Genomic DNA, 18,469 nt, shown 5'->3' on the forward strand with positions numbered 1-18,469 from the left:
AAGGGAACAGGACTGGATGAGCATGAATCAGACAGGTGGAACGGACCTGCTCAATCTGGCGGAACGGCGGATGAGCTGGCTCCAGAACCGTGAATCCGTTCTTGCGGGCAATGTCGCCAACGCCAACACGCCGCATTACAGCCCGAAGGACGTGTCGCCCTTCCAGGGGGTCCTGAACGCCGCTCATGGCGTGGCCCTCAGGCGCACGAACCCGGGGCACATGCTGGGGCCGACAGGCGAGACACATGCCCACAGGCAGGGGGGCCGGGCCTCGCTGGATGGCAACCGGGTGGTGCTGGAGGATGAGCTGGGCAAGATCGCCCAGACGAGCGACCAGCAGCGTTTCGCCACGACCGTCTATGGCCGGTACATGGGGCTTTACGGCATGGCCCTTGGGGGAGGCGGGCAGTAAGCCCCGCCCGTGAAGGAACAGCGGCAGAGGAGAGGATAGAGGGATGGATTTTTCTGATACGATCGGTGTTTCGGCGGCAGGCATGCGGGCGCAGACGGCCCGCCTCCGGATCGCCGCCGAGAATCTGGCCAATGCGGAGACGACCGGTTCGTCCCCCGGGGCGGACCCGTACCGCCGCAAGACGGTGACCTTCCGGGAGACGTTGGACCGTGCCAGCGGTGTGTCCAGCGTGGAGGTCCGTTCCGTCGGGGAGGACCAGTCCGATTTCCAGATGCGCTATGACCCCGCCCACCCGGCGGCCAACGAGCAGGGCTATGTGAAGATGCCCAATGTCAGCTCCATCGTGGAGATCATGGACAGTCACGACGCACAGCATTCTTACGAGGCCAATCTCAACACCATGCAGGTTACCCGTTCCATGCTGTCACGGGCCATCAATCTGATGAAGGATTGAGGGAGAACGCCATGAGAGGGAATGTCAGACCCATGAGAAAAGCCGGATTCTCCCTGAGCAGGATCACCAATCTCGCCTCCTGCCTGATGACGGTGCTGCTGGCGTTGAACCTTCATTCTCTTGCGGCGCAGCTCAGCAGTCCCTCCGCACGGGATGAGACATCTCCTGAGACGCCGCAGAAGCCCGCTCCACATGGTACGGGAGCCAGTGCCGTGCCGACGGCACCAGCCGTCGCAAAGGCTCCCGAGAGTGTGAGGCCCACGAAGCAGCATCTCTTCATGAACCGGCTCCAGGGCTGGACGCCCGCCAACGGTCTGGCGGAGGATGATCCATCCACCGGGCAGGCGGACGAGGAGCTGCCGGATTCCCGCGTGAAGCTGGCCGAACAGGGCCTGAGCGGGGAGCTGGCCACCCATCGGCAGGCCATGCAGGGACAGGCGGAGGCCCTCCAGCACCAGCAGAAGGCTCTTGAGCAGGAACAGAAAGAGCTGGATGAGAAGCTCCAGGCACTGGGCCGCAATGCGTCGGAACTGTCCGCCCAGCAGGAGCAGCGTCGGCAGGACGTGGAGCAGAGCATCGCCCGGCTGGCCCATATCTATGAGCAGATGCCGCCCCGTGATGCTGCGGCGATGTTCAACATTCTGGACATGCGGGTTCTGGTCCCTGTGGCCCAGCACATGATTCCCCGCCGGATTTCCGATGTCATCGGCAACATGCAGCCGGACCGTGCCAACATCCTGTCCCAGTATCTGGCGGGCATCCGCAAGCTCAGCCCGGACACGATCAACCGTCTGAACAGCCCGGTTGATACCAATATCGCTCCGTGAACGGAGCGTTCCGTGCAGGGCCTGTCCGGCTCTGTCCTGCCGTTTTTTGGGGAGGCAGGAACCGTGACGGGATGATCCGTCCGTTCTCCCGACATTGGAGGATTGTCATCAGGTGATTGATGGCATGGGGAGATGTTTCTTCATGATGAAAAAGAAATGAATGATGAAACTGGACTTAAATAACGCCTAAATTTAAGGGATATTATTCGATCTCCCTGAAAAATGTCTTTTCTTCCGTTAAAAACTTCCTCATGTTTCAGGATTAAACATGGCGAATGTCATGTGATTGATATGGCTTTTTACAGATTATGTCTTGATTCTCTGTCATCATGAAGGTCAGTCAGACCATGCTGACGGAAGGAATGAATTTTCTGGAGGGATGGGACGTTTTTCATGTTCAACTGGTTGTATAAGACGGCATCGTTCCGTGTTCAGGTGCGTGTGGCGATGCTGGCCATCGAGTTCTATCTGGCCGTGCAGCTTCTCGTGGAGGGAATAGGGTACCTGCGGAGCGGCACGTTCGGCCATGTGTCCAGCATCAATATGGCGACTCTCCTGTTCGGGATGTTCCTCGTCTGGGCCGTATGGCTCTTCCTGACCAAGGCCCTGACGGACCCGATCGAGAAGCTGACGGCAATGGGCCAGGCCCTGAGCCGTGGCGAGACGCCGGACCTGAGCCTGTATGAGAACAGGACCAACTGCGTCGGCCGGGTCGGCCGGATGCTGGCTTCCTTCGCCCTGAGCCTTCAGGAACAGAAAGCGGCGGAAAAAGCCCATAGCGAGGCCACCAGCAAGGCCATGGAAGCGACGGAAGTGCTCAAGGAGCGTGAGGCCCGCACCCATGCCGTCGTGGAAGAGCTCAACCGTGTCATGCAGATGCTGGCGCAGGGCAATCTGGCCATCCGCATCACAAGTGCGCTGTTTGATGGCGAGTTCGGCCCCGTGCGGGAGGCCTTCAATGCGTCTCTGGCCGGGCTGGGTGGTGCCCTCTCCGTCGTGGCGGAAAGCTCCAACATGATCGCCAACGGGGCCAGCGAGATTTCCACGGCTTCGGATGATCTGGCCAAGCGGACGGAACGTCAGGCAGCCAGCCTCGGGCAGGTGACGGCCTCCGTCAAGTCGATCGCATCCGGCTTCAAGGTCACGGCCAGCAACTGCTCCCATGCCAGCAGTGAGACGAAGGCCACGCTGGAGAAGGTCAAGACGGCCTCCAACGGGATGGAACAGACCAGCGTGGCGATGAACTCCATCAAGACGTCGTCCGATGACATCGTGCAGATCACGCGGTCCGTCAGCGACATTGCCTTCAAGACCAATGTTCTTGCGCTTAATGCCAGCGTCGAGGCTGCCCGTGCGGGCGAGGCCGGGCGGGGCTTCGCCGTGGTCGCCAAGGAGGTCCAGTCCCTGGCCGAGCAGTCCGCCAAGGCGGCCGACATGATCCGTGACGTGCTGGAAACGGCAACGGCCCACGTGCAGGAGGGCGTGCGTCTCGTGGCCAAGACCAGCGGCCTTCTCAAGGATGTGGAAGAAGGTACCGAGGCCCTGGCAGACCGTGTGGAGGTCGTGTCCAAGGCGACGGAGGAACAGGCCCGCAGCCTGGCTGAGGTCTCCGATGCCGTGGGCAGTATGGATGGCATGACCCAGCAGAATGCGGCCATGGTGGAGGAATCCACGGCAGCCAGCCACAACCTGACCACCCAGACCGTCAAGCTGCGGCAGACACTGGCCACATTCACCATCAGTTCCGACCAAGGGCACAGCCTGGGGCTGGAGCAGCCCAGACCGGCACTGGTCCATCATGAGGAACCGGCCCGGAACCATGTGGAGCCGAAAGGCCGGACACCCCTGCTGAGCAGCCAGCGTGGTGAAATCCAGCAGGACGGCAAGATCCTGCCTACACATTCCGATGATGAAGCGGGCTGGGACCAGTTCTGATGGTGGAAGGCGCACGGGAGGGTGAGACCCTCATTCCTCTGCCGCAGCGGCTGGATACCGGTGCGGCGGCAGAGCTGAAGGCTCTTCTGCTGGAAGAGATGGGCGTGGCGGCAGACCCGGCGTCACTTCGGCTGGATGCCTCCGGGGTCGACTATGTCGGGGGGCTGTGCCTCCAGCTCCTGCTGGCCAGCGGGCTGAAGGTCGGGCCGTGTTCCGACCGGGCGGAGGAGGCCTTCACGCTGTTCGGTGTCCGGCAGCAGCTTCTGGCCGCAATGGATGAGAAGGAGAACCGCCATGACTGATGGAGACAAGGTGAGGGTCCTGACGGTGGACGACTCCCGCACCATGCAGGGCGTCCTGCGCAAGGCCCTTGGTGAGGCCGGGTATGACGTCATTCAGGGAGGTGACGGTGTCGAGGGGCTGGAAGTGTTGCAGCAGGCCGACCCCGTGCCGCAGGCCATCATCACGGACATCAACATGCCCCGGATGGACGGCTTCCAGTTCATCGAGGCCGTGCGGAAGCTGGAGGCGTTCTCCAGCATTCCCATCATCTGTCTGACAACCGAGACGGACGAGGAAAAGAAGAGCCGTGCCCGGGCCCTCGGGGCCACCGGATGGATCGCCAAACCCTTCAATGCCGAGAAGCTCGTATGGGCCATCCGGCGGGTCACAGCATAAGGGAGCGTGGATATGGGCGATGTCATGGATGACATTCTCAAGATATTCTTCGAGGAATGTGATGAGCTTCTTCCGGAGCTGGAAAGTGGCCTGGGGGAACTCTCGGAAGAGGAGTCCAGCAAGGAAACCATCAATGCCATTTTCCGGGCGGTACATTCCATCAAGGGGGGAGCGGCTTCCTTCGGTCTGGACCGCCTTGTCCGCTTCGCCCATGTTTATGAAAGTGCGCTGGACTGCCTGCGGTCAGGAACGGTGGAGCCGGACCCGGCCATCATCAAGACCTTCTATCTGGCGATGGACGTGCTCAGCGATCTGGTGGCCGAGGCCAGGAATACGGGTGATCCGGTCGAGGACAGCCGCATCGAGGAAAATGTCCACAAGCTGGAAGCGATCATAGGGCAGGGGGGCGAGGGCCAGCCTGCGTCCGGGGTCGGGGAAACGCCCGTGCCCGAAGATTTCACCCCTGTGACGGTGGACCTTGGTGGTTTCGATTTCGACGAGCCTGTCGAGGAGGCTCCGGCCAGGACGCTGACCGTCAGGTTCCGTCCGCACAGCGAGCTTTACAGCCGTGGCGATGATGCCCGGAATCTCCTGATGGGTCTCAGGGAGCTTCTGCCGGAGGATGCCCTTGGCTCCCTTCAGGTGACCTGTGACATGCAGGACCTTCCGCCGCTTGCGGAGCTGTCGGCTGATGAGGCCTGCCTCGGCTGGACGGTCCAGCTGCCGGAAGGGGCAGGGGGCACGACCGAGGATGACATTCATGCCGTGTTCGACTGGGTTGGTGATGTCTGTGGCCTCGAGATCATCCGTGAGGAGGCGGCCGGAGCGGCGTCTTCCGATGAGGCGGAGGCGGCAGGCGACGGGGCCGAAGAGCTGCCCTTCATCGCCGAACCGGAAGCCGCAGTGGCCCTGGCCGAGGAAGGGGCGGTTCCTGCCCCGGAGGCGGAGATGGCGGCCTCCTCCCGCCCGGCGGCACCGGCCAGGTCCGGGCGCAAGCGGGGGGAGCAGAATGCGTCCATCCGTGTGGATATTGAACGGATCGGCATGCTGATGGACATGGTCGGTGAAATGGTCATTGGCCAGGCTTCCCTTGAATCGGCCCTCACGAGGGAAAATGCCCTTCATGACCAGGAGCTGCTCAAGCGTCTGGCGGTCATCAAGACCCTGACACGGGACATTCAGGAGGCCGTCATGGCCATCCGTGCCCAGCCGGTCCGGCACGTCTTCCAGCGTATGCAGCGTGTGGTGCGGGAGGCCAGTGCCCTGGCAGGCAAGGATGTCGCCCTTGTTCTGGAAGGGGAGGAAACGGAAGTTGACCGTACCCTGATCGAGAACCTGACGGACCCGCTGACACACATGCTGCGCAATGCCGTCGATCACGGCATCGAAAATCCGGAGGCCCGTCAGGTCGCTGGCAAACCTGCGCAGGGGACCATACGGCTTTCCGCCCGTCACCGGTCCGGTCGCATCCTGATCGAGATTCTGGATGATGGTGGCGGAATCAATACCCAGCGTGTCCTTCAGACCGCCATCAAGCGTGGGATCGTTCCGCCGGGGGCGTCTCTGGGCGAGAATGAGATCAACGAGCTGATCTTTGCCCCCGGCTTCTCCACGGCGGAGAAGGTGTCCGACCTGTCAGGTCGTGGCGTGGGCATGGATGTGGTGAAGCAGGCCATCCAGAATCTTGGTGGCCGTGTGACCATCAAGAGCATGCCTGGCAAGGGAACGCTCTTCACGCTCAGTCTGCCCCTGACGCTCGCCGTGCTGGATGGAATGCTCATCGAGTGCCGCGGGTCCATCATGGTGGTGCCGGTATCGTCCGTGGTGGAACTGGTCACGGTACGGACGGACGAGGATGTCTATACCATTCCCGATGGCAGCCATGTCGTGTCCGTGAGGGGACGGTGTATTCCGCTGATCTATCTGGGGGATGAGCTGACCCTTCCGGCCGAGCCTGCCGGGCAGGCAGGCTCCCACCACATGGGCCGGGCCGGTGAGGCGGGCCAGCTGATCGTGCTGGTCGTGGAGAATGAGGCGGGGGCACGGGCGGCCCTGGTCGTGGATGGTGTCCGGGATCAGGCGCAGGTCGTCATCAAGAGCATCGAGAAGAACTACCGGCAGATTCAGGGTGTCTCGGCCGCCACCATCCTCGGGGATGGCAGCGTGTCGCTCATCCTTGATGTCTCCACACTCATAGTTTCTGCAACGAAACGTGTTGACACCCGTGCGCTCGAGGCGATTGCCGAGAGGGCGGCGTAACAGGCAGGTCAGGAGGGAAAGTCATGGAATTCATGTCATCAGACGATACGAAACAGAGGAACGGACAGGCTGACGGGCAGGTTTCCGCCTCCACGGGCGGGCGGGAGCAGATGATCATCTTTACCGTGGGGGAGCAGCGTTACTGCATTCCCATCCTCAGCATCAAGGAAATCCGGGAGTTCGAGGACCCCACCTACCTGCCGCACTGCCCGCCTTATGTGGAGGGGGCCATCAACATCCGTGGCAACATCGTGACGGTCGTCAATCTGGCCAATTATCTCGATACCGCACCGCAGCCGGACAATGAGCGGCGTGTCGTTGTCATCATCGAGGATGGCGGGCAGCGGGCTACATGCGGGCTGCTGGTGGACAGCGTGATCGGCATCACGGAGATCGCACTGGACGAGATACAGCCCATTTCTGTCGATGGTGGAGCGGCGGAGCTGAGCGGCCTCGTGAGCATTGGTGAATGTGTCATCCGTATCCTGCGGCTGGACGCCGTTCTGGGACGTCTGCTGGGGGATGATGCCATCACTGCGGCGGCGGGGTGAGGGCGGGCCAATGACGAACCTGGACCCTCAGGGCGGTTTTTCCTACTCGGAGGCGGATTTCCGCCGGGTGCAGGAAATCGCCCGGCAGGAAGCCGGAATCAACCTGCCCATCTCCAAACGCAGCCTCGTTTTTTCCCGTGTGTCCCGGCGCATCCGTGCGACCGGGCGTGCCTCTTTTCGTGACTATCTGGATTTTGTCACCACCAGGGAGGGGGAGAGCGAGCTGCGGGAGCTCATCTGCGTCCTGACCACCAACGTGACGCAGTTCTTCCGGGAGAAAAGCCACTTCGAGCATCTGGAGGCTCATGTCCTGCCCCAGCTGGGGCAGAAGCTGCGGTCCGGTGGCCGGGGCCGGTTCTGGTCCGCCGCCTGCTCGACCGGGCAGGAGCCGTGGAGCATGGCCATGTCCATCATGGCGGAGCTGCCGGACGCCCTGCGGCTGGACCTGAAAATTCTGGCCACGGACATCAACCATGCGGTGGTGGAGACCGGGCGCATCGGCCAGTATCCCGCCGAGGAGATACGGAGCGTGCCGGAACGCTGGCGGGAGGCCTACATGGAGGCCGTGGCGATGGAGCAGTTCAGCATGGCCCGGGAGATACGGCGTCTCGTGACGTTCCGGTCCCTCAACCTCAACAGGGCATGGCCATTCCGTGGGCAGTTCGACGTCATCTTCTGCCGGAACGTGGTGATCTATTTTGATGACGAGACCCGCAACGCCCTCTGGAAGAGGCTGGCCGAACGGCTGGTGCCGGGCGGGTTCCTGTATGTCGGACATTCCGAGAGGGTGGACTGCATCAAGGAATGTTCCCTCGAGGCCGTGGCTCCCACAATCTACATGAAGAAGGGCTGATGCCATGAAAGAACGGGTCAAGGTTCTTGTGGTGGATGATTCAAGAACCGCCAGGGAGCTGATAAGACGCTCCTTCCTCAGCTATCCGGAGATTGACGTCATCGGGATGGCTTCCAATCCGATCGAGGCGAGAGATCTCATCATCGCCGACCAGCCGGATGTCATCACGCTGGACATCGAGATGCCGGGGATGAACGGTCTCCAGTTTCTGGAAAAGATCATGCGCCTGCGGCCAATCCCCGTGGTCATGGTCTCCAGCATGACGACACGGGGGGCCAACACGGCCATCACGGCCCTCCAGATGGGAGCCTTTGAATGTTTCCCCAAGCAGGGTGGTTCTGGTGAGGCGTTTGCCGGACTGGGGCAGATCGTGCTGGAGGCTGCCCGCTATCAGCCCAACCCCCGTCATGCCGTTCCCGGCCCTCGGCCCGTGCGGACGGCCCCCGTCATGGGCCGGGCCGGTGTCTCGTGGCGGACATCGTTCGACGTGGTGGGGATAGGGTCCTCCACGGGGGGCGTGGAGGCGGTCGAGGAGGTGATCAAGGACTTCCCGGCCAGCAGCCCGCCAATCGTCATCTGCCAGCACATGCCGTCCCTTTACACGTCCAGCTTTGCGGCACGTCTGGACAGCCTCATCCCGCAGCTTTCCGTGGCCGAGGCCAAGGACGGGGAAATGCTGGCACCCGGCATGGTCCGCATCGCTCCCGGAGGGGAACGGCATCTCGTGCTGGATGGTCATGCCCCGCGGCTGTTCACGAGGCTGAAGGCCGGGGACCTCGTGGGGGGGCACCGTCCCTCGGTGGACAGGCTGTTCCATTCCATCGCCCAGACGGCGGGTGCCACATCGCTGGGCATCATCCTGACAGGCATGGGGAAGGACGGTGCCGAGGGGCTGCTGGCCATGCGGCAGGCCGGGGCCAGGACCATCGGCCAGGACCGGGCATCCTCCGTCGTGTACGGCATGCCCCGGGTCGCCGCAGAGCTGGGGGCCGTGGAGAAGGTGGCGTCCCTGATGGAAATACCCGGCCTGGCGATGGGCCTGCACTAGAAGGCGTGAGTGTCTGTCAGGGCACTGTTGATGTCAGGCGATCCTGACGAGTGATTATCAGAAGGCAGAAAGGTTCATACATGCCGTCCGCATCTCAGATTCGAGCTTTAATTGTAGATGACCAGGCCTCCATCAGGCAGGTTCTGGCCAGTCATATGGCGGACCTTGGCTTCAAGGGGGTCGTGCAGCGCAAGGACGGGAAGGAGGCTCTGGAGTATCTGGAGGCCAACCCCATCCACCTCGTGATTTCCGATTTCAACATGCCGGGTCTGGACGGGCTGGCCCTGCTGGAGGCCGTGCGCTCCAATCCCAAAACGGCCAAGCTGGCCTTCATCATCCTGACGGGTGAGGCCAATGCCGGGCTGGTGCAGAAGGCCGTGGCGGCGGGAGTCAACAATTTTCTGGCCAAGCCCTATACGGTCGCCAAGCTGAAGGAAACACTGGAGAAAGTTTTCGGGCCCATCAGGTGACGGAACTGCTGGAGATCACGACTGTCATTCAGGGGGAAATTGCCATTTCTGATGACCCTGGCGTGGTGTTCGGCACGTTGCTGGGGTCGTGCATTTCGGTCTGCATGTATGACCTTCAGGCCGGCGTGGGGGGAATGAACCATTTCCTGATTCCGGGTGAGGACTGCATGGGGGACAGGGATGCGGCGGCCTACCTGTATGGCATCAATGCCATGAGAGGGCTGACGGAGGGGCTGGTGAAGGCAGGGGGCGTGCGGGAACGCCTCCAGTGCAAGGCGTTCGGGGGGGCGGCGGTCCTCTCCATTGCCAGCGACATCGGGCAGGAGAATGTCGGCTTCCTGCTGGACTATTTTCAACGGGAGGAGATCCGCTGCGTGTCGTACAGTTTCGGGGGCAGCCGGGTGCGGCGCATCCGTTTCTGGCCGACGACGGGGAAGGTCATGCAGAACCTGTGCTGAGACCGGCCCGCCTGTCGTGCCTAGTCGAAGCGGGAGACACCGCTATGGAGAAAGAGAGATGATATCCAAGGAAACAGGGGGACAGGCCACGGCGGAAGGGGAAGGCACCACCATACAGGCCGCCGTCCTGATGCAGAGGCTGGTGGCCATCCTGGATGACGTGTGTGGCCGCCTCTCTGACGTGCAGGGTGCCGTGTCGGACTATGTCGGAACGGGGCAGCTGGACCATGCCGGGATGGAGCGGCTCCAGAGCCTTGATGCCCTGACCCAGGAGGTCGAGGCCGTGCGGGCCGTTCTGGCACGGGTGGAGGAGGCCTCCATGCGGGAGGACAGCCCCCATTATGGCATGGGGGCCATTCTTGCCGGAGTGAAACTTTCCCAGATCAGGGACATGCTGTGTCATGGCCGGGTTCTGGAAAGGGGAGATGAGCATGGCGATTTTACATTGTTCTGACCACGACCTATGCTTTATGTCCCAAACAAGGCAATTTCACCCGAAAAAAGCCGCAGTCTGAGGCCCGGTCGCTCTGGCGTATCCGGGGCCGCTGATGGCAGGTAAGGAACAGAGAGCGGATGTGATTGGTGTCATCGCTGAAACTGCCCATGGAGCCGTCTTCCAGCAGCAGGGCCATGTTGGAGAGCAGGCAGCCCGCTTTCTGGCAGGATACCACGAGGCTGCTGGACTTGTCGGCATGGGAGTGCAGATGCTGCCCGTGGTTCTTGCGGGCCGGTGGCCTTTCCCCGGGACGGGAGAGCTGGGGGAAGAGAAGCGGTGTCTCGTTGGGCTGAATGATGGCAGTGGCAACAATAGCGTCTATGATTCCGTTCTGAGATGCCATCCGGCGATATCCCGCAATGTGGATGAGACGGTCATCTCTTTCATTTCCGTGGACATGTTCCAGAAGTTTCCGATGGCCGAGGCCCTGAATGTCGGGCGGCTGGCGGCCTGTTTCGACCTTGCGGCCTGGTTCGTGGATGCCCTGCCGGGCAAGGCCAGCAGGGGGCGGTACGAGCTGACTAAGTGGGAGGTGAAGGCCCTCTTTCTGGGCGTGTGGGTCAACATTCTGGTGACATGGCTTTACGGGATGGACGTCCTGTCCCACCAGACGCTGCACAGGATGCGGCTGGCCATCTGTGGCATCGTCATGGAGAAGCTGGCCCTGCTGAAGCTGGGGCGCAGACTGCATGGAAGTACCACTCCGCTGCCCGTGGCGCATGTCGTCGATGTCTATATGGGCCTGTATCCCGGGATCATGGGACGGGTCTCCCGGATGCTGGCCTGCTGCCCGGAGGACTACATCCTCCAGCCTTCCGATTATCCGGAGACGCTGTGCCGGGATGTGTTGGATAAGTCACTAAATTTTTTCCAGAGCGGCCAGTAGGCTCAAACCTCTTTTTTTTGTCAAGGTTTCCCGATAGAAGCGGTGGAAGCTACTTTAATTGTGTCGTTTTTGCGATCTTTCGGGCCGGTTTATTGGGGAGAAGTAAGAATATGGCAGCGTTTCCCAGGCTGAATATTCTACAGTGTCTGGACAGGAAGGTAAAAGGGGGCGGAAGGGCCGGCGTAGTGTCGGCACTGGCTGTCCTGTGCCTCGGGACGTCGTCTCTCCAGGCTGCTGACGGGGCTGCGGCGGGCGGTCAGCCGCCGCTTTATTCGGCTCATGGCATTCTTCCCCATCCCGTGCAGGCTCCGGGCATCGTGGAGCGTACCCAGAAGACTGACGGGCGGCAGGCCCTGTTCACCCGGAATGGCCAGCAGGTGAGGCCATCCTCGGTGGTGGTGCAGCCCGGCAAGGAAGAGGCCGAGAAGGCTGCCAGAACCTATATCAGGCATATCGGTCTGCACCCCTATTCCAACTATCCGCCGGAAGAATTCGGCGTCTATGGTGAGAATGGCCGCGAGCTGCTGGAACGCGTGAACATCCCCCTGCATGAGGGAGACCCGGATACGGGTGACGGCCCGCCCCTGCCCCGGCCGGAGGCCCTGTTCAACAAGATGCACTGGAACGAGTGGCTGCGGAACCGTGGCGTGGCCTTCATGCTGGACAATACCAACGAGTTTGCCGGGGTCATCACGTCTCCCACGAAAGGGCTGGGCCTGAAGCAGGGGGCCTCCAATGCTGGCCAGTACAGCCTTGAGAATGACATAGACTGGTACAAGCTGGCCGGTATCCGTGGGTTCCAGACCCATATCATCGGTGTCGGCCGTTATGGCATCCCGGCCAGCAGGATGTTTGGTGACAACGTGAACCCCAGTCAGGAAATCTATGGTGGTGGTGGCAACGTGGTCTTCCATCTCATTCATTTCTACGGGGAAGAAACACTCTGGGGTGGGCGGCTGAATATTGCGGCAGGCCGCATGTCCACCAACAGTGACTTCGCCAACAGCCCGCTCTACTGTAACTTCATGAACAACGCCTTCTGCGGAAATCCCAAGGCGGTGACGGATACATACACGCGGTCCTCCTATCCGGGGACGAGCTGGGGTGCCCGTGTCCGTGGCCGCCCCACGAACAGCACCTACATCCAGGTCGGCATCTATTTTCCCGAACGTGGCATTTATGGCGTGCAGGAGAACCGTACGGGCTTCAAGTTCAACGGTGCCACCATCAGTGGCGTGCTGACCCCGATCGAGATTGGCTGGGAGCCTGAATTCGGCAAGCAGCAGCTGCCCGGTCATTACAAGTTCGGTTTTGCGCCGGATACGTCAGACCATTATCTGGGCGTGTACAATCCTCCGAACCGCCGCAATGGCTGGCGGACGCTCATGACCATTCCCAACTGTCCGACCTGCCAGGGTGTTGGTGATGAGGTGCCCGGCACGGGCATCCGTCGCAATTTCAACTGGGGCCTGTGGTTCCTGGCGGATCAGATGCTCATAAAGCACAAGACGGCGGATACGCCGGAAGGTGGCCTTGTGGCATTCTTTGATGCCTACTGGAACAAGGCGGACACCGCCATGCGTGGCAAGATGTATGCGTTCGGGCTTGTGGATACGGGGTTCTGGCCCGCCCGCCCGCTGGATACGGTCGGTGTGTCCTTCTCCTATACGGGGTCCAGCCGTTATACTCGTGATGCGCAGCGTTTCCAGATCGAGCACGGCATGGCACCGGCGCAGAGCAGTGCCTATTACGCAAGTGGTGGGGCACCGCTCCTGTGGGGGTCTTATGGCGAGCAGCGTTGGGGCAGCACGCTTGAGGCGACTTACCGCATCCATGTCATGCGGGGTGTGATCTTTGCGCCGGACTTCCAGTATTTTTTCAATCCAGGGATGCAGCGTGTCCTGAAGGATGCCGCCCTGCTGGGCTTCAAGTCCCACGTCCAGTTTTTCTGACCTGATGAGATGTGCCTGCCGCCCCTCATGTGGGTGGCAGGGCTTCTGGACCCCTTTCCGGCCCGTGGCCGGAGAGGGGTTTTTCTTGTGCGGGACGGCCTTACCGGTTGGGAGAGGGCGTCTGCGCCGTGGGTTCGATGCGGGCCATGGCCTTGCCACGGACGAGCCAGTAGGCCGCCGAGAGGGACAGGACGGCTGCCGAGAGAGCCAGAAGCTCGCTGACATTCACGCCGTTCAGGTCCAGCACGATGAACTTGCGCACGGCGGCCATCATGCCGATGAGCAGGACGGACCGCATCCGGATCATGCCCTGTGATTCCGACCCGGGCAGAACAAGGATGGAATGGCGGAATTCCAGAGCAATCAGGACGGTGAAGAACAGTCCGAAGATTTCCTGCAATATGGCAGGTTCCGTAGGCTGGAGACCGGCATGGATGACGAGCTTGGCCACTGCCACCACGACATGCAGCAGCCCCAGGCAGGCCACCAGCGTGATGCAGATGGACAGGACCAGCATGGCCGCTCCTTCGAACATGTCGAACAGGCGGGACAGCGTGACGAAGCCGGGCAGGGTGCTTTTCATGAACAGGGAGAGCCTTCGTGTTGTGGGGTGGTTATGAAGCTGTATTGCTTCTACCGACACACACGACCGGCGTGAAGTTCTGAAAGGGAGCAGATTGTACGGAAAATCTGGTGCCGGATGAGAGATTCGAACTCCCGGCCTTCGGTTTACAAAACCGCTGCACTACCACTGTGCTAATCCGGCGACGGGGCCGTACATCTCATTTTTCCTGTCAGGAATCAAGTGTAAAATGGGCGGGGCGGGAAATATCCCGGCCGGTTTTACAGGCCTGATCCTGTGGTGGTTCCGCCTTCGGAAGAGAGGTGGGGCTGTGGGGTGGCCTGATGATGCAGCAGATGATCCGGCGGGGGCAGGACAGGCCCATTCTGTACGAAACCGTAACCATCTGGGGACAGGCCGGGGTGGCTGGTGCCGTGGTGCGTGTCGGTGCAGCCCGTCAGGCCGAGCAGGGCGAGGGACAGGCCGGTGAGAACGGGGAGGCGGAAAGGCAGGAGCATGGGAATCCGTTTCTGCGACTGGCGGAGGTGAGGGCTGGATGGCGACAGGTCCGTTTTCAGGCGTCCCGTGCCGCCAGTTCTGTCATCAGGGTGCGTGCGATGGTCATGTAGGCCTGCGAGGCCGGATGGTCCGGCTCCCTCAGGACAAGAGGGGTACCTTCATCAGCACTGCACCGGATGTCCCGCAGGAGCGGGATTTCCCCAAGGAAAGGAATGTTGAGGGCTTCAGCTTCCTTCCGGGCACCACCGTGGCCGAAAAGGTCGGTCCGTTCCTGACAGTGGGGACAGCAGAAATAGGACATGTTCTCGATCAGCCCCAGCACGGGCGTTCCGGTCTTTTCAAACAGCGTGACCCCCCGGCGGGCATCAAGCAGGGCAATGTCCTGCGGGGTGGAGACGATGACGGCTCCACCGGCCTTCAGCCTGTCCGAGAGTTTGCGGGTCAGGGTCAGCTGGGCATCACCCGTACCCGGTGGTAGGTCCACGACCAGCACGTCCAGCGTTCCCCATGAAACATCGCTCATCAGCTGGGTCAGTGCGCCCATGACCATGGGACCACGCCAGATCATGGCCTGTTCCCTGTCGACCAGATAGCCGATGGACATGGTCTCCAGGCCCCAGCGTTCCAGCGGGCGCAGCCTGCCATCTTCCACGGTGGGTTTCTGCTGGTCTCCCAGCATGTGGGGCAGGGATGGGCCGTGGATGTCGGCATCCAGCAGGCCGGTCCTGAGGCCGAGGCGGGCCAGACAGCAGGCCAGGTTCACCGCCGTGGTGGATTTTCCGACCCCGCCTTTGCCTGAGGCGACGGCAATGACGGCTTTTACATCCGGAAGGCAGGCCTCCGGTGGGGCGGAGCGGCCTGCGGGTTTCCGGCCCAGTGCCAGCGGACGGTGTCCTCTGGCCGCATCGGCCTGACGGGGCTGGCTGGAGGTAGGGCGATGGGCTGTCAGGGAGAGGGTGAGGCCGGTGACGGCAGGGTGCTGCGTCATCTTTTCCTCAAGCATCTTCTGGACATCCTGAAGGAAGGCGGCTCCCCGTGCCGTGGTCCGCAGGATGAGATGGGCATGACCCTCTTCCAGCGTCAGGGCCTCTATGCTGGTCTGTTCCGTCGGGCCGTTGGCGGCGAGGAAACGGGAGATGAGGTCCCTCAGGGAGGAGATGTCGGTAGCTGTCATGGGGCAAGAACTCTCATGCAACGCCCCTCATGAGGCAAAAAAACATAAAGGCCGCAGGCTGGAAGGATGACGTCCGGCCCGCCGTGGAGTAGATTTTACAGCATGAGCCGATTCATGTCTTCTTCTCTTCTGTCTTCCTCCCGTTTCCGGGTGGCCCGCCTGCTGTCCTGTGTGGCTGCTGCCTGCTTTCTGGGGGGCGGGGTACAGGCGCAGGATGCCGCGTCCGGAACCTCTTCTCCTGCCGCAGTGCCGTCACCGGCAGGAGCGGGGCCCATGACGGCCCGTGCAGCTCATGAGGCGGCCATGATGCCCGGCTTTGCGGCACTGGTGGAGAAGCTGCTGCCGGCCGTGGTGAACATTTCCGTCTCCAGCGTGATCCACCCTGATGCCTCCCAGCCGGAAGGGCCGGATGGCAGTGCTCCCTCGGGGCCGCAGTCGTCACCGTTCCCGCCGGGGTCTCCGCTCGAGAAATTCTTTCACGATTACCTCCACCGCCGTCATGGTGATGGCCGCCCGGCCCGTCAGGTACAGGCTCTCGGCTCCGGCTTCATCATTGACCCGTCCGGCGTGGTGGTGACGAACAATCATGTCATCGACAACGCCCAGCAGGTGAGCGTGACGCTCTCTGATGGCACGGAATATCCGGCACGGATCGTCGGGCGGGACAGCAAGGAGGACCTTGCCGTCCTTCAGGTGCAGGCGGACCGGCCCCTGCCGTCCGTCCCGCTGGGTCACAGTGATGATGCCCGCATCGGGGACTGGGTGCTGGCCATCGGCAACCCGTTCGGTCTGAGTGGTACGGTGACGGCGGGCATCATCTCGTCCCGCAAGCGCAATGTGGAGCATGGTCTGTATGACGATTTCATCCAGACCGACGCCGCCATCAATCACGGCAATTCAGGTGGTCCGCTTTTCAATCTCAAGGGTGAGGTCATCGGCATCAACACGCTGATCTATGGCGGGTCCGGTGGTGATTCCATCGGGATCGGCTTTGCCATTCCGTCTGATGATGCCCGGGGAATCATCAGGCAGCTGCGACAGACGGGTTATGTGCGGCGTGGCTGGCTGGGCGTGAATTATCAGGACGTCACCCGGAGTATGGCGGATGACCTCGGGTTCCACAAGGCCGATGGCAGCGGGGAACGGGGAGCGGGGGCTATCGTGGCGGACGTTCACAAGGGTGGTCCGGCCCAGAAGGCGGGCATTCAGGTCGGAGATATCCTGACGGGGCTGAATGGCCAGTCTGCGACGGGCCAGACGCTGCCCCGGCTCGTGGCAGGTCATCAGCCGGGCGAGACCGTGCAGTTCACGCTGTGGCGGCGTGGCAGCTATCAGAAGCTGGACCTGACGCTCGGGAAGAATCCTGAGGAGAAGGACCCGCTTCCCTCAGACACGCACCTGCCGGACCAGCCGGTGAAGACGCTGCGTGATCTGGGCCTGAAGCTGGGCGTGATCGACCAGACGGCCCGCACGCAGTATGAGCTGACGGACGGTCAGCGGGGTGTGCTGGTGATGCGTGTCTATGAGGGCAGTCCGGCCGCCAGCCGTGGCCTGGCGGAAGGTAACCTGATCCTTCAGGTGGCGCAGCAGGAGGTCAACACGCCAGAGGCCCTTCAGATGGCCCTTGACCGTGCCCGTGAGATGAAAAAGACGGACATCCTGCTCTTGGTCCAGGACAAGGACGGCCTGCGCTGGGTGGGCGTGCCGCTGGGGGGGCAGCAGACCCCATAAGGGAGAAGGCCGCCTTCAGAGGCCACGGTCCCGCTTGATCTGGTCCCAGGCCGCATTGATGCGGGCTATGCGCTCCTGTGCAGCCTGCCGCTGGGCGTCCGTCATGGGTTTCTGGGCCAGCCTGTCCGGATGATGTTCACGGATCAGCACCCGCCAGCGGGTGCGGATCTCGCCATCACTGGCGGTCGCACTGATTCCAAGAACACGGTAGCATTCGGCCGTTGACGTCGTGGAGGCTGCCCGGGGCTGTCCGCTTTCCGCCCGTTCCCAGGCCCGTTCAGACAGGCGGAAGGCCTTGTGTGTCCGGCGGAGAAAGTCCGTCTCCAGCGGGTGAAGCGGGGCACCGGCAGGCAGGTCGGCCCGGGCAACGAGAAAGAGGACACCAAGAAGGGTCTCGAGAGGTTCCGGCTTGTCGGTGAAGGTCCGGCCAAGCTCCCGTGCATACATTTCAAAGTCGTCCGTCCGTTCCCGGGCACGGTCAAAAAGGAGGCCGATTTCCTTCTGGTTGTCATCGGGAAAGCGGAAGGCCCTCTTGAAGGCGTCAATCTCAGCCCGGTTCACCGGTCCGTCAATCTTGGCCAGTTTGGCGCACAGCGTGACGACGCCAAGACCATAGAGCTGGTCCGTCTTCCCAAGCAGGGCGGACAGCTTTGCGGCGGTGAAGAAGGCGGCGTTGTGCGGGTCCGGCCGCCCCTGTGCGGGAAAGCGGTCTCCCCATGTGCCGGAAAGCGGGGTGAGCAGTTTGTCCGTATCAGACATGTGGCCAAGAATGATGCCGAGGAGTCCCCCGATCGGGCCTCCGGCTGCAAACCCGGCCACACCACCAAACATTTTCCCCCAGAAAGCCATTGCTGCCCTCCCTGTTCACGCAGGCGGCAAGTTTACCACGGAGACGGGAGAGGCGGGAATAGGGATATCATGTACCGTCGTGGTCCGGACTGTCCGGAATGGGGGAGAGGACAGGCTGTTGCAGGGCAAAACGGAGAGCCGTAAGTCGCAGCAGGGAGGCCAGTGCCTGCTCCGGAGGGCGGTACCTGTCCAGCCGGGCGATGAAGGTGGCAAGGGCCAGCTTTTCACGCCGGGCCATGAGTTCCAGAACCTGCCAGAATTCGCCCTCCAGAGCGATGGAGGTCCTGTGCCCGTAGAGGCTGAGGCTGCGTTTCTGCAACCGTGGCAGGGATGCTGGCCCGTACATGTGGCGTCG

At 62.0% G+C, this 18,469-nt stretch carries 21 protein-coding genes and 1 tRNA gene; 17 read left to right on the plus strand and 5 right to left on the minus strand.

Translation table 11 applies throughout. The features are described from left to right. The first annotated feature begins 22 nt into the window (after window positions 1–22). The 15 genes from CPA56_RS05735 (at window position 23) to CPA56_RS05805 (ending at window position 13,279) form a co-directional block, all read left to right on the plus strand. On the plus strand, window positions 23–412 hold the full coding sequence (locus tag CPA56_RS05735; RefSeq protein WP_229707447.1) for a flagellar basal body rod protein FlgB: 390 nt from the start codon (window positions 23–25) through the stop codon (window positions 410–412). Window positions 413–455: 43 nt separating this feature from the next. After that, window positions 456–866 carry a flagellar basal body rod protein FlgC gene (gene flgC / locus CPA56_RS05740; protein WP_182041070.1) on the plus strand — a complete coding sequence of 137 codons (411 nt, stop codon included), beginning with the start codon at window positions 456–458 and terminating at the stop codon, window positions 864–866. A 32-nt stretch (window positions 867–898) separates the two neighbouring features. Then, window positions 899–1,693, plus strand: a complete 795-nt coding sequence (locus CPA56_RS05745) for a MotE family protein (protein ID WP_182041071.1) — start codon at window positions 899–901, stop codon at window positions 1,691–1,693. Window positions 1,694–2,086: 393 nt separating this feature from the next. Then, complete coding sequence (locus tag CPA56_RS05750) at window positions 2,087–3,628, plus strand: methyl-accepting chemotaxis protein (RefSeq protein WP_182041072.1); 1,542 nt, start codon at window positions 2,087–2,089, stop codon at window positions 3,626–3,628. Further along, entirely contained in the window at window positions 3,628–3,930 is a 303-nt protein-coding gene (locus CPA56_RS05755) for a hypothetical protein (protein ID WP_182041073.1), read from the plus strand. The genes CPA56_RS05750 and CPA56_RS05755 overlap by 1 nt, the downstream gene beginning before the upstream one ends. Then, window positions 3,923–4,306, plus strand: a complete 384-nt coding sequence (locus tag CPA56_RS05760; protein WP_182041074.1) for a response regulator — start codon at window positions 3,923–3,925, stop codon at window positions 4,304–4,306. The genes CPA56_RS05755 and CPA56_RS05760 overlap by 8 nt, the downstream gene beginning before the upstream one ends. 12 nt (window positions 4,307–4,318) lie before the next feature. Continuing rightward, a complete protein-coding gene (locus CPA56_RS05765) occupies window positions 4,319–6,565 on the plus strand; it encodes a chemotaxis protein CheA (protein WP_182041075.1) in 2,247 nt (748 codons plus the stop codon). A gap of 32 nt (window positions 6,566–6,597) precedes the next feature. After that, complete coding sequence (locus CPA56_RS05770; RefSeq protein WP_182041076.1) at window positions 6,598–7,116, plus strand: chemotaxis protein CheW; 519 nt, start codon at window positions 6,598–6,600, stop codon at window positions 7,114–7,116. A gap of 10 nt (window positions 7,117–7,126) precedes the next feature. Next, window positions 7,127–7,969: a CheR family methyltransferase gene (locus CPA56_RS05775; RefSeq protein ID WP_182041077.1), complete on the plus strand. Its 843-nt coding sequence runs from the start codon at window positions 7,127–7,129 to the stop codon at window positions 7,967–7,969. 4 nt (window positions 7,970–7,973) lie between these two features. Then, window positions 7,974–9,017: a protein-glutamate methylesterase/protein-glutamine glutaminase gene (locus CPA56_RS05780; RefSeq protein WP_182041078.1), complete on the plus strand. Its 1,044-nt coding sequence runs from the start codon at window positions 7,974–7,976 to the stop codon at window positions 9,015–9,017. An 80-nt stretch (window positions 9,018–9,097) separates the two neighbouring features. After that, a complete protein-coding gene (locus tag CPA56_RS05785; RefSeq protein WP_182041079.1) occupies window positions 9,098–9,487 on the plus strand; it encodes a response regulator in 390 nt (129 codons plus the stop codon). After that, window positions 9,484–9,945 (plus strand): chemotaxis protein CheD, encoded by a 462-nt coding sequence (locus CPA56_RS05790; RefSeq protein ID WP_182041080.1) that lies wholly within the window; start codon window positions 9,484–9,486, stop codon window positions 9,943–9,945. The genes CPA56_RS05785 and CPA56_RS05790 overlap by 4 nt, the downstream gene beginning before the upstream one ends. Before the next feature lie 58 nt (window positions 9,946–10,003). Further along, window positions 10,004–10,399 (plus strand): hypothetical protein, encoded by a 396-nt coding sequence (locus tag CPA56_RS05795; RefSeq protein WP_182041081.1) that lies wholly within the window; start codon window positions 10,004–10,006, stop codon window positions 10,397–10,399. A gap of 94 nt (window positions 10,400–10,493) precedes the next feature. Next, complete coding sequence (locus CPA56_RS05800) at window positions 10,494–11,327, plus strand: hypothetical protein (RefSeq protein ID WP_182041082.1); 834 nt, start codon at window positions 10,494–10,496, stop codon at window positions 11,325–11,327. A 185-nt stretch (window positions 11,328–11,512) separates the two neighbouring features. Further along, on the plus strand, window positions 11,513–13,279 hold the full coding sequence (locus tag CPA56_RS05805) for a carbohydrate porin (RefSeq protein WP_326831304.1): 1,767 nt from the start codon (window positions 11,513–11,515) through the stop codon (window positions 13,277–13,279). A 100-nt stretch (window positions 13,280–13,379) separates the two neighbouring features. Here the strand turns inward: CPA56_RS05805 and CPA56_RS05810 are convergent, their stop codons facing one another. Together CPA56_RS05810 and CPA56_RS05815 are read right to left on the minus strand one after the other, a co-directional pair. Further along, complete coding sequence (locus CPA56_RS05810) at window positions 13,380–13,862, minus strand: phosphate-starvation-inducible PsiE family protein (RefSeq protein WP_182041083.1); 483 nt, start codon at window positions 13,860–13,862, stop codon at window positions 13,380–13,382. 108 nt (window positions 13,863–13,970) lie between these two features. Then, window positions 13,971–14,045 (minus strand) — tRNA-Thr (locus tag CPA56_RS05815). Between the two features lie 140 nt (window positions 14,046–14,185). On the opposite strand from CPA56_RS05815, the gene CPA56_RS05820 reads away from it, so the two are divergent. Continuing rightward, window positions 14,186–14,470 (plus strand): hypothetical protein, encoded by a 285-nt coding sequence (locus CPA56_RS05820; protein WP_182041084.1) that lies wholly within the window; start codon window positions 14,186–14,188, stop codon window positions 14,468–14,470. Here the strand turns inward: CPA56_RS05820 and CPA56_RS05825 are convergent. Next, window positions 14,416–15,534, minus strand: coding sequence for an Mrp/NBP35 family ATP-binding protein (locus CPA56_RS05825; RefSeq protein WP_182041085.1), 1,119 nt, complete (start codon window positions 15,532–15,534; stop codon window positions 14,416–14,418). The two genes, CPA56_RS05820 and CPA56_RS05825, sit on opposite strands and share 55 nt — an antisense overlap. A gap of 114 nt (window positions 15,535–15,648) precedes the next feature. On the opposite strand from CPA56_RS05825, the gene CPA56_RS05830 reads away from it, so the two are divergent. Beyond that, on the plus strand, window positions 15,649–17,265 hold the full coding sequence (locus CPA56_RS05830) for a Do family serine endopeptidase (RefSeq protein WP_182041086.1): 1,617 nt from the start codon (window positions 15,649–15,651) through the stop codon (window positions 17,263–17,265). 15 nt (window positions 17,266–17,280) lie between these two features. Here CPA56_RS05830 and CPA56_RS05835 read toward each other — a convergent pair whose 3' ends face one another. Next, window positions 17,281–18,114: a molecular chaperone DjiA gene (locus CPA56_RS05835; RefSeq protein ID WP_182041087.1), complete on the minus strand. Its 834-nt coding sequence runs from the start codon at window positions 18,112–18,114 to the stop codon at window positions 17,281–17,283. Window positions 18,115–18,181: 67 nt separating this feature from the next. After that, window positions 18,182–18,460, minus strand: a complete 279-nt coding sequence (locus CPA56_RS05840; RefSeq protein WP_182041088.1) for a ribbon-helix-helix domain-containing protein — start codon at window positions 18,458–18,460, stop codon at window positions 18,182–18,184. Window positions 18,461–18,469 lie beyond the last annotated feature (9 nt).

This window comes from Bombella mellum, from assembly GCF_014048465.1.
Classification (GTDB): Bacteria; Pseudomonadota; Alphaproteobacteria; order Acetobacterales; family Acetobacteraceae; genus Bombella; species Bombella mellum.

What these genes read in the sequence shown, in the direction of transcription:
- CPA56_RS05835 (WP_182041087.1), bottom strand. Translation starts at nt 18,114, where the DNA reads ATGGCTTTCTGGGGGAAAATGTTTGGTGGTGTGGCCGGGTTTGCAGCC.
- CPA56_RS05735 (WP_229707447.1), top strand. Translation starts at nt 23, where the DNA reads ATGAATCAGACAGGTGGAACGGACCTGCTCAATCTGGCGGAACGGCGG.
- CPA56_RS05775 (WP_182041077.1), top strand. Translation starts at nt 7,127, where the DNA reads ATGACGAACCTGGACCCTCAGGGCGGTTTTTCCTACTCGGAGGCGGAT.
- CPA56_RS05800 (WP_182041082.1), top strand. Translation starts at nt 10,494, where the DNA reads ATGGCAGGTAAGGAACAGAGAGCGGATGTGATTGGTGTCATCGCTGAA.
- CPA56_RS05810 (WP_182041083.1), bottom strand. Translation starts at nt 13,862, where the DNA reads ATGAAAAGCACCCTGCCCGGCTTCGTCACGCTGTCCCGCCTGTTCGAC.
- CPA56_RS05830 (WP_182041086.1), top strand. Translation starts at nt 15,649, where the DNA reads ATGTCTTCTTCTCTTCTGTCTTCCTCCCGTTTCCGGGTGGCCCGCCTG.
- flgC (WP_182041070.1), top strand. Translation starts at nt 456, where the DNA reads ATGGATTTTTCTGATACGATCGGTGTTTCGGCGGCAGGCATGCGGGCG.
- CPA56_RS05840 (WP_182041088.1), bottom strand. Translation starts at nt 18,460, where the DNA reads ATGTACGGGCCAGCATCCCTGCCACGGTTGCAGAAACGCAGCCTCAGC.
- CPA56_RS05795 (WP_182041081.1), top strand. Translation starts at nt 10,004, where the DNA reads ATGATATCCAAGGAAACAGGGGGACAGGCCACGGCGGAAGGGGAAGGC.
- CPA56_RS05780 (WP_182041078.1), top strand. Translation starts at nt 7,974, where the DNA reads ATGAAAGAACGGGTCAAGGTTCTTGTGGTGGATGATTCAAGAACCGCC.
- CPA56_RS05825 (WP_182041085.1), bottom strand. Translation starts at nt 15,534, where the DNA reads ATGACAGCTACCGACATCTCCTCCCTGAGGGACCTCATCTCCCGTTTC.
- CPA56_RS05755 (WP_182041073.1), top strand. Translation starts at nt 3,628, where the DNA reads ATGGTGGAAGGCGCACGGGAGGGTGAGACCCTCATTCCTCTGCCGCAG.
- CPA56_RS05785 (WP_182041079.1), top strand. Translation starts at nt 9,098, where the DNA reads ATGCCGTCCGCATCTCAGATTCGAGCTTTAATTGTAGATGACCAGGCC.
- CPA56_RS05750 (WP_182041072.1), top strand. Translation starts at nt 2,087, where the DNA reads ATGTTCAACTGGTTGTATAAGACGGCATCGTTCCGTGTTCAGGTGCGT.
- CPA56_RS05770 (WP_182041076.1), top strand. Translation starts at nt 6,598, where the DNA reads ATGTCATCAGACGATACGAAACAGAGGAACGGACAGGCTGACGGGCAG.
- CPA56_RS05765 (WP_182041075.1), top strand. Translation starts at nt 4,319, where the DNA reads ATGGGCGATGTCATGGATGACATTCTCAAGATATTCTTCGAGGAATGT.
- CPA56_RS05820 (WP_182041084.1), top strand. Translation starts at nt 14,186, where the DNA reads ATGATGCAGCAGATGATCCGGCGGGGGCAGGACAGGCCCATTCTGTAC.
- CPA56_RS05745 (WP_182041071.1), top strand. Translation starts at nt 899, where the DNA reads ATGAGAAAAGCCGGATTCTCCCTGAGCAGGATCACCAATCTCGCCTCC.
- CPA56_RS05760 (WP_182041074.1), top strand. Translation starts at nt 3,923, where the DNA reads ATGACTGATGGAGACAAGGTGAGGGTCCTGACGGTGGACGACTCCCGC.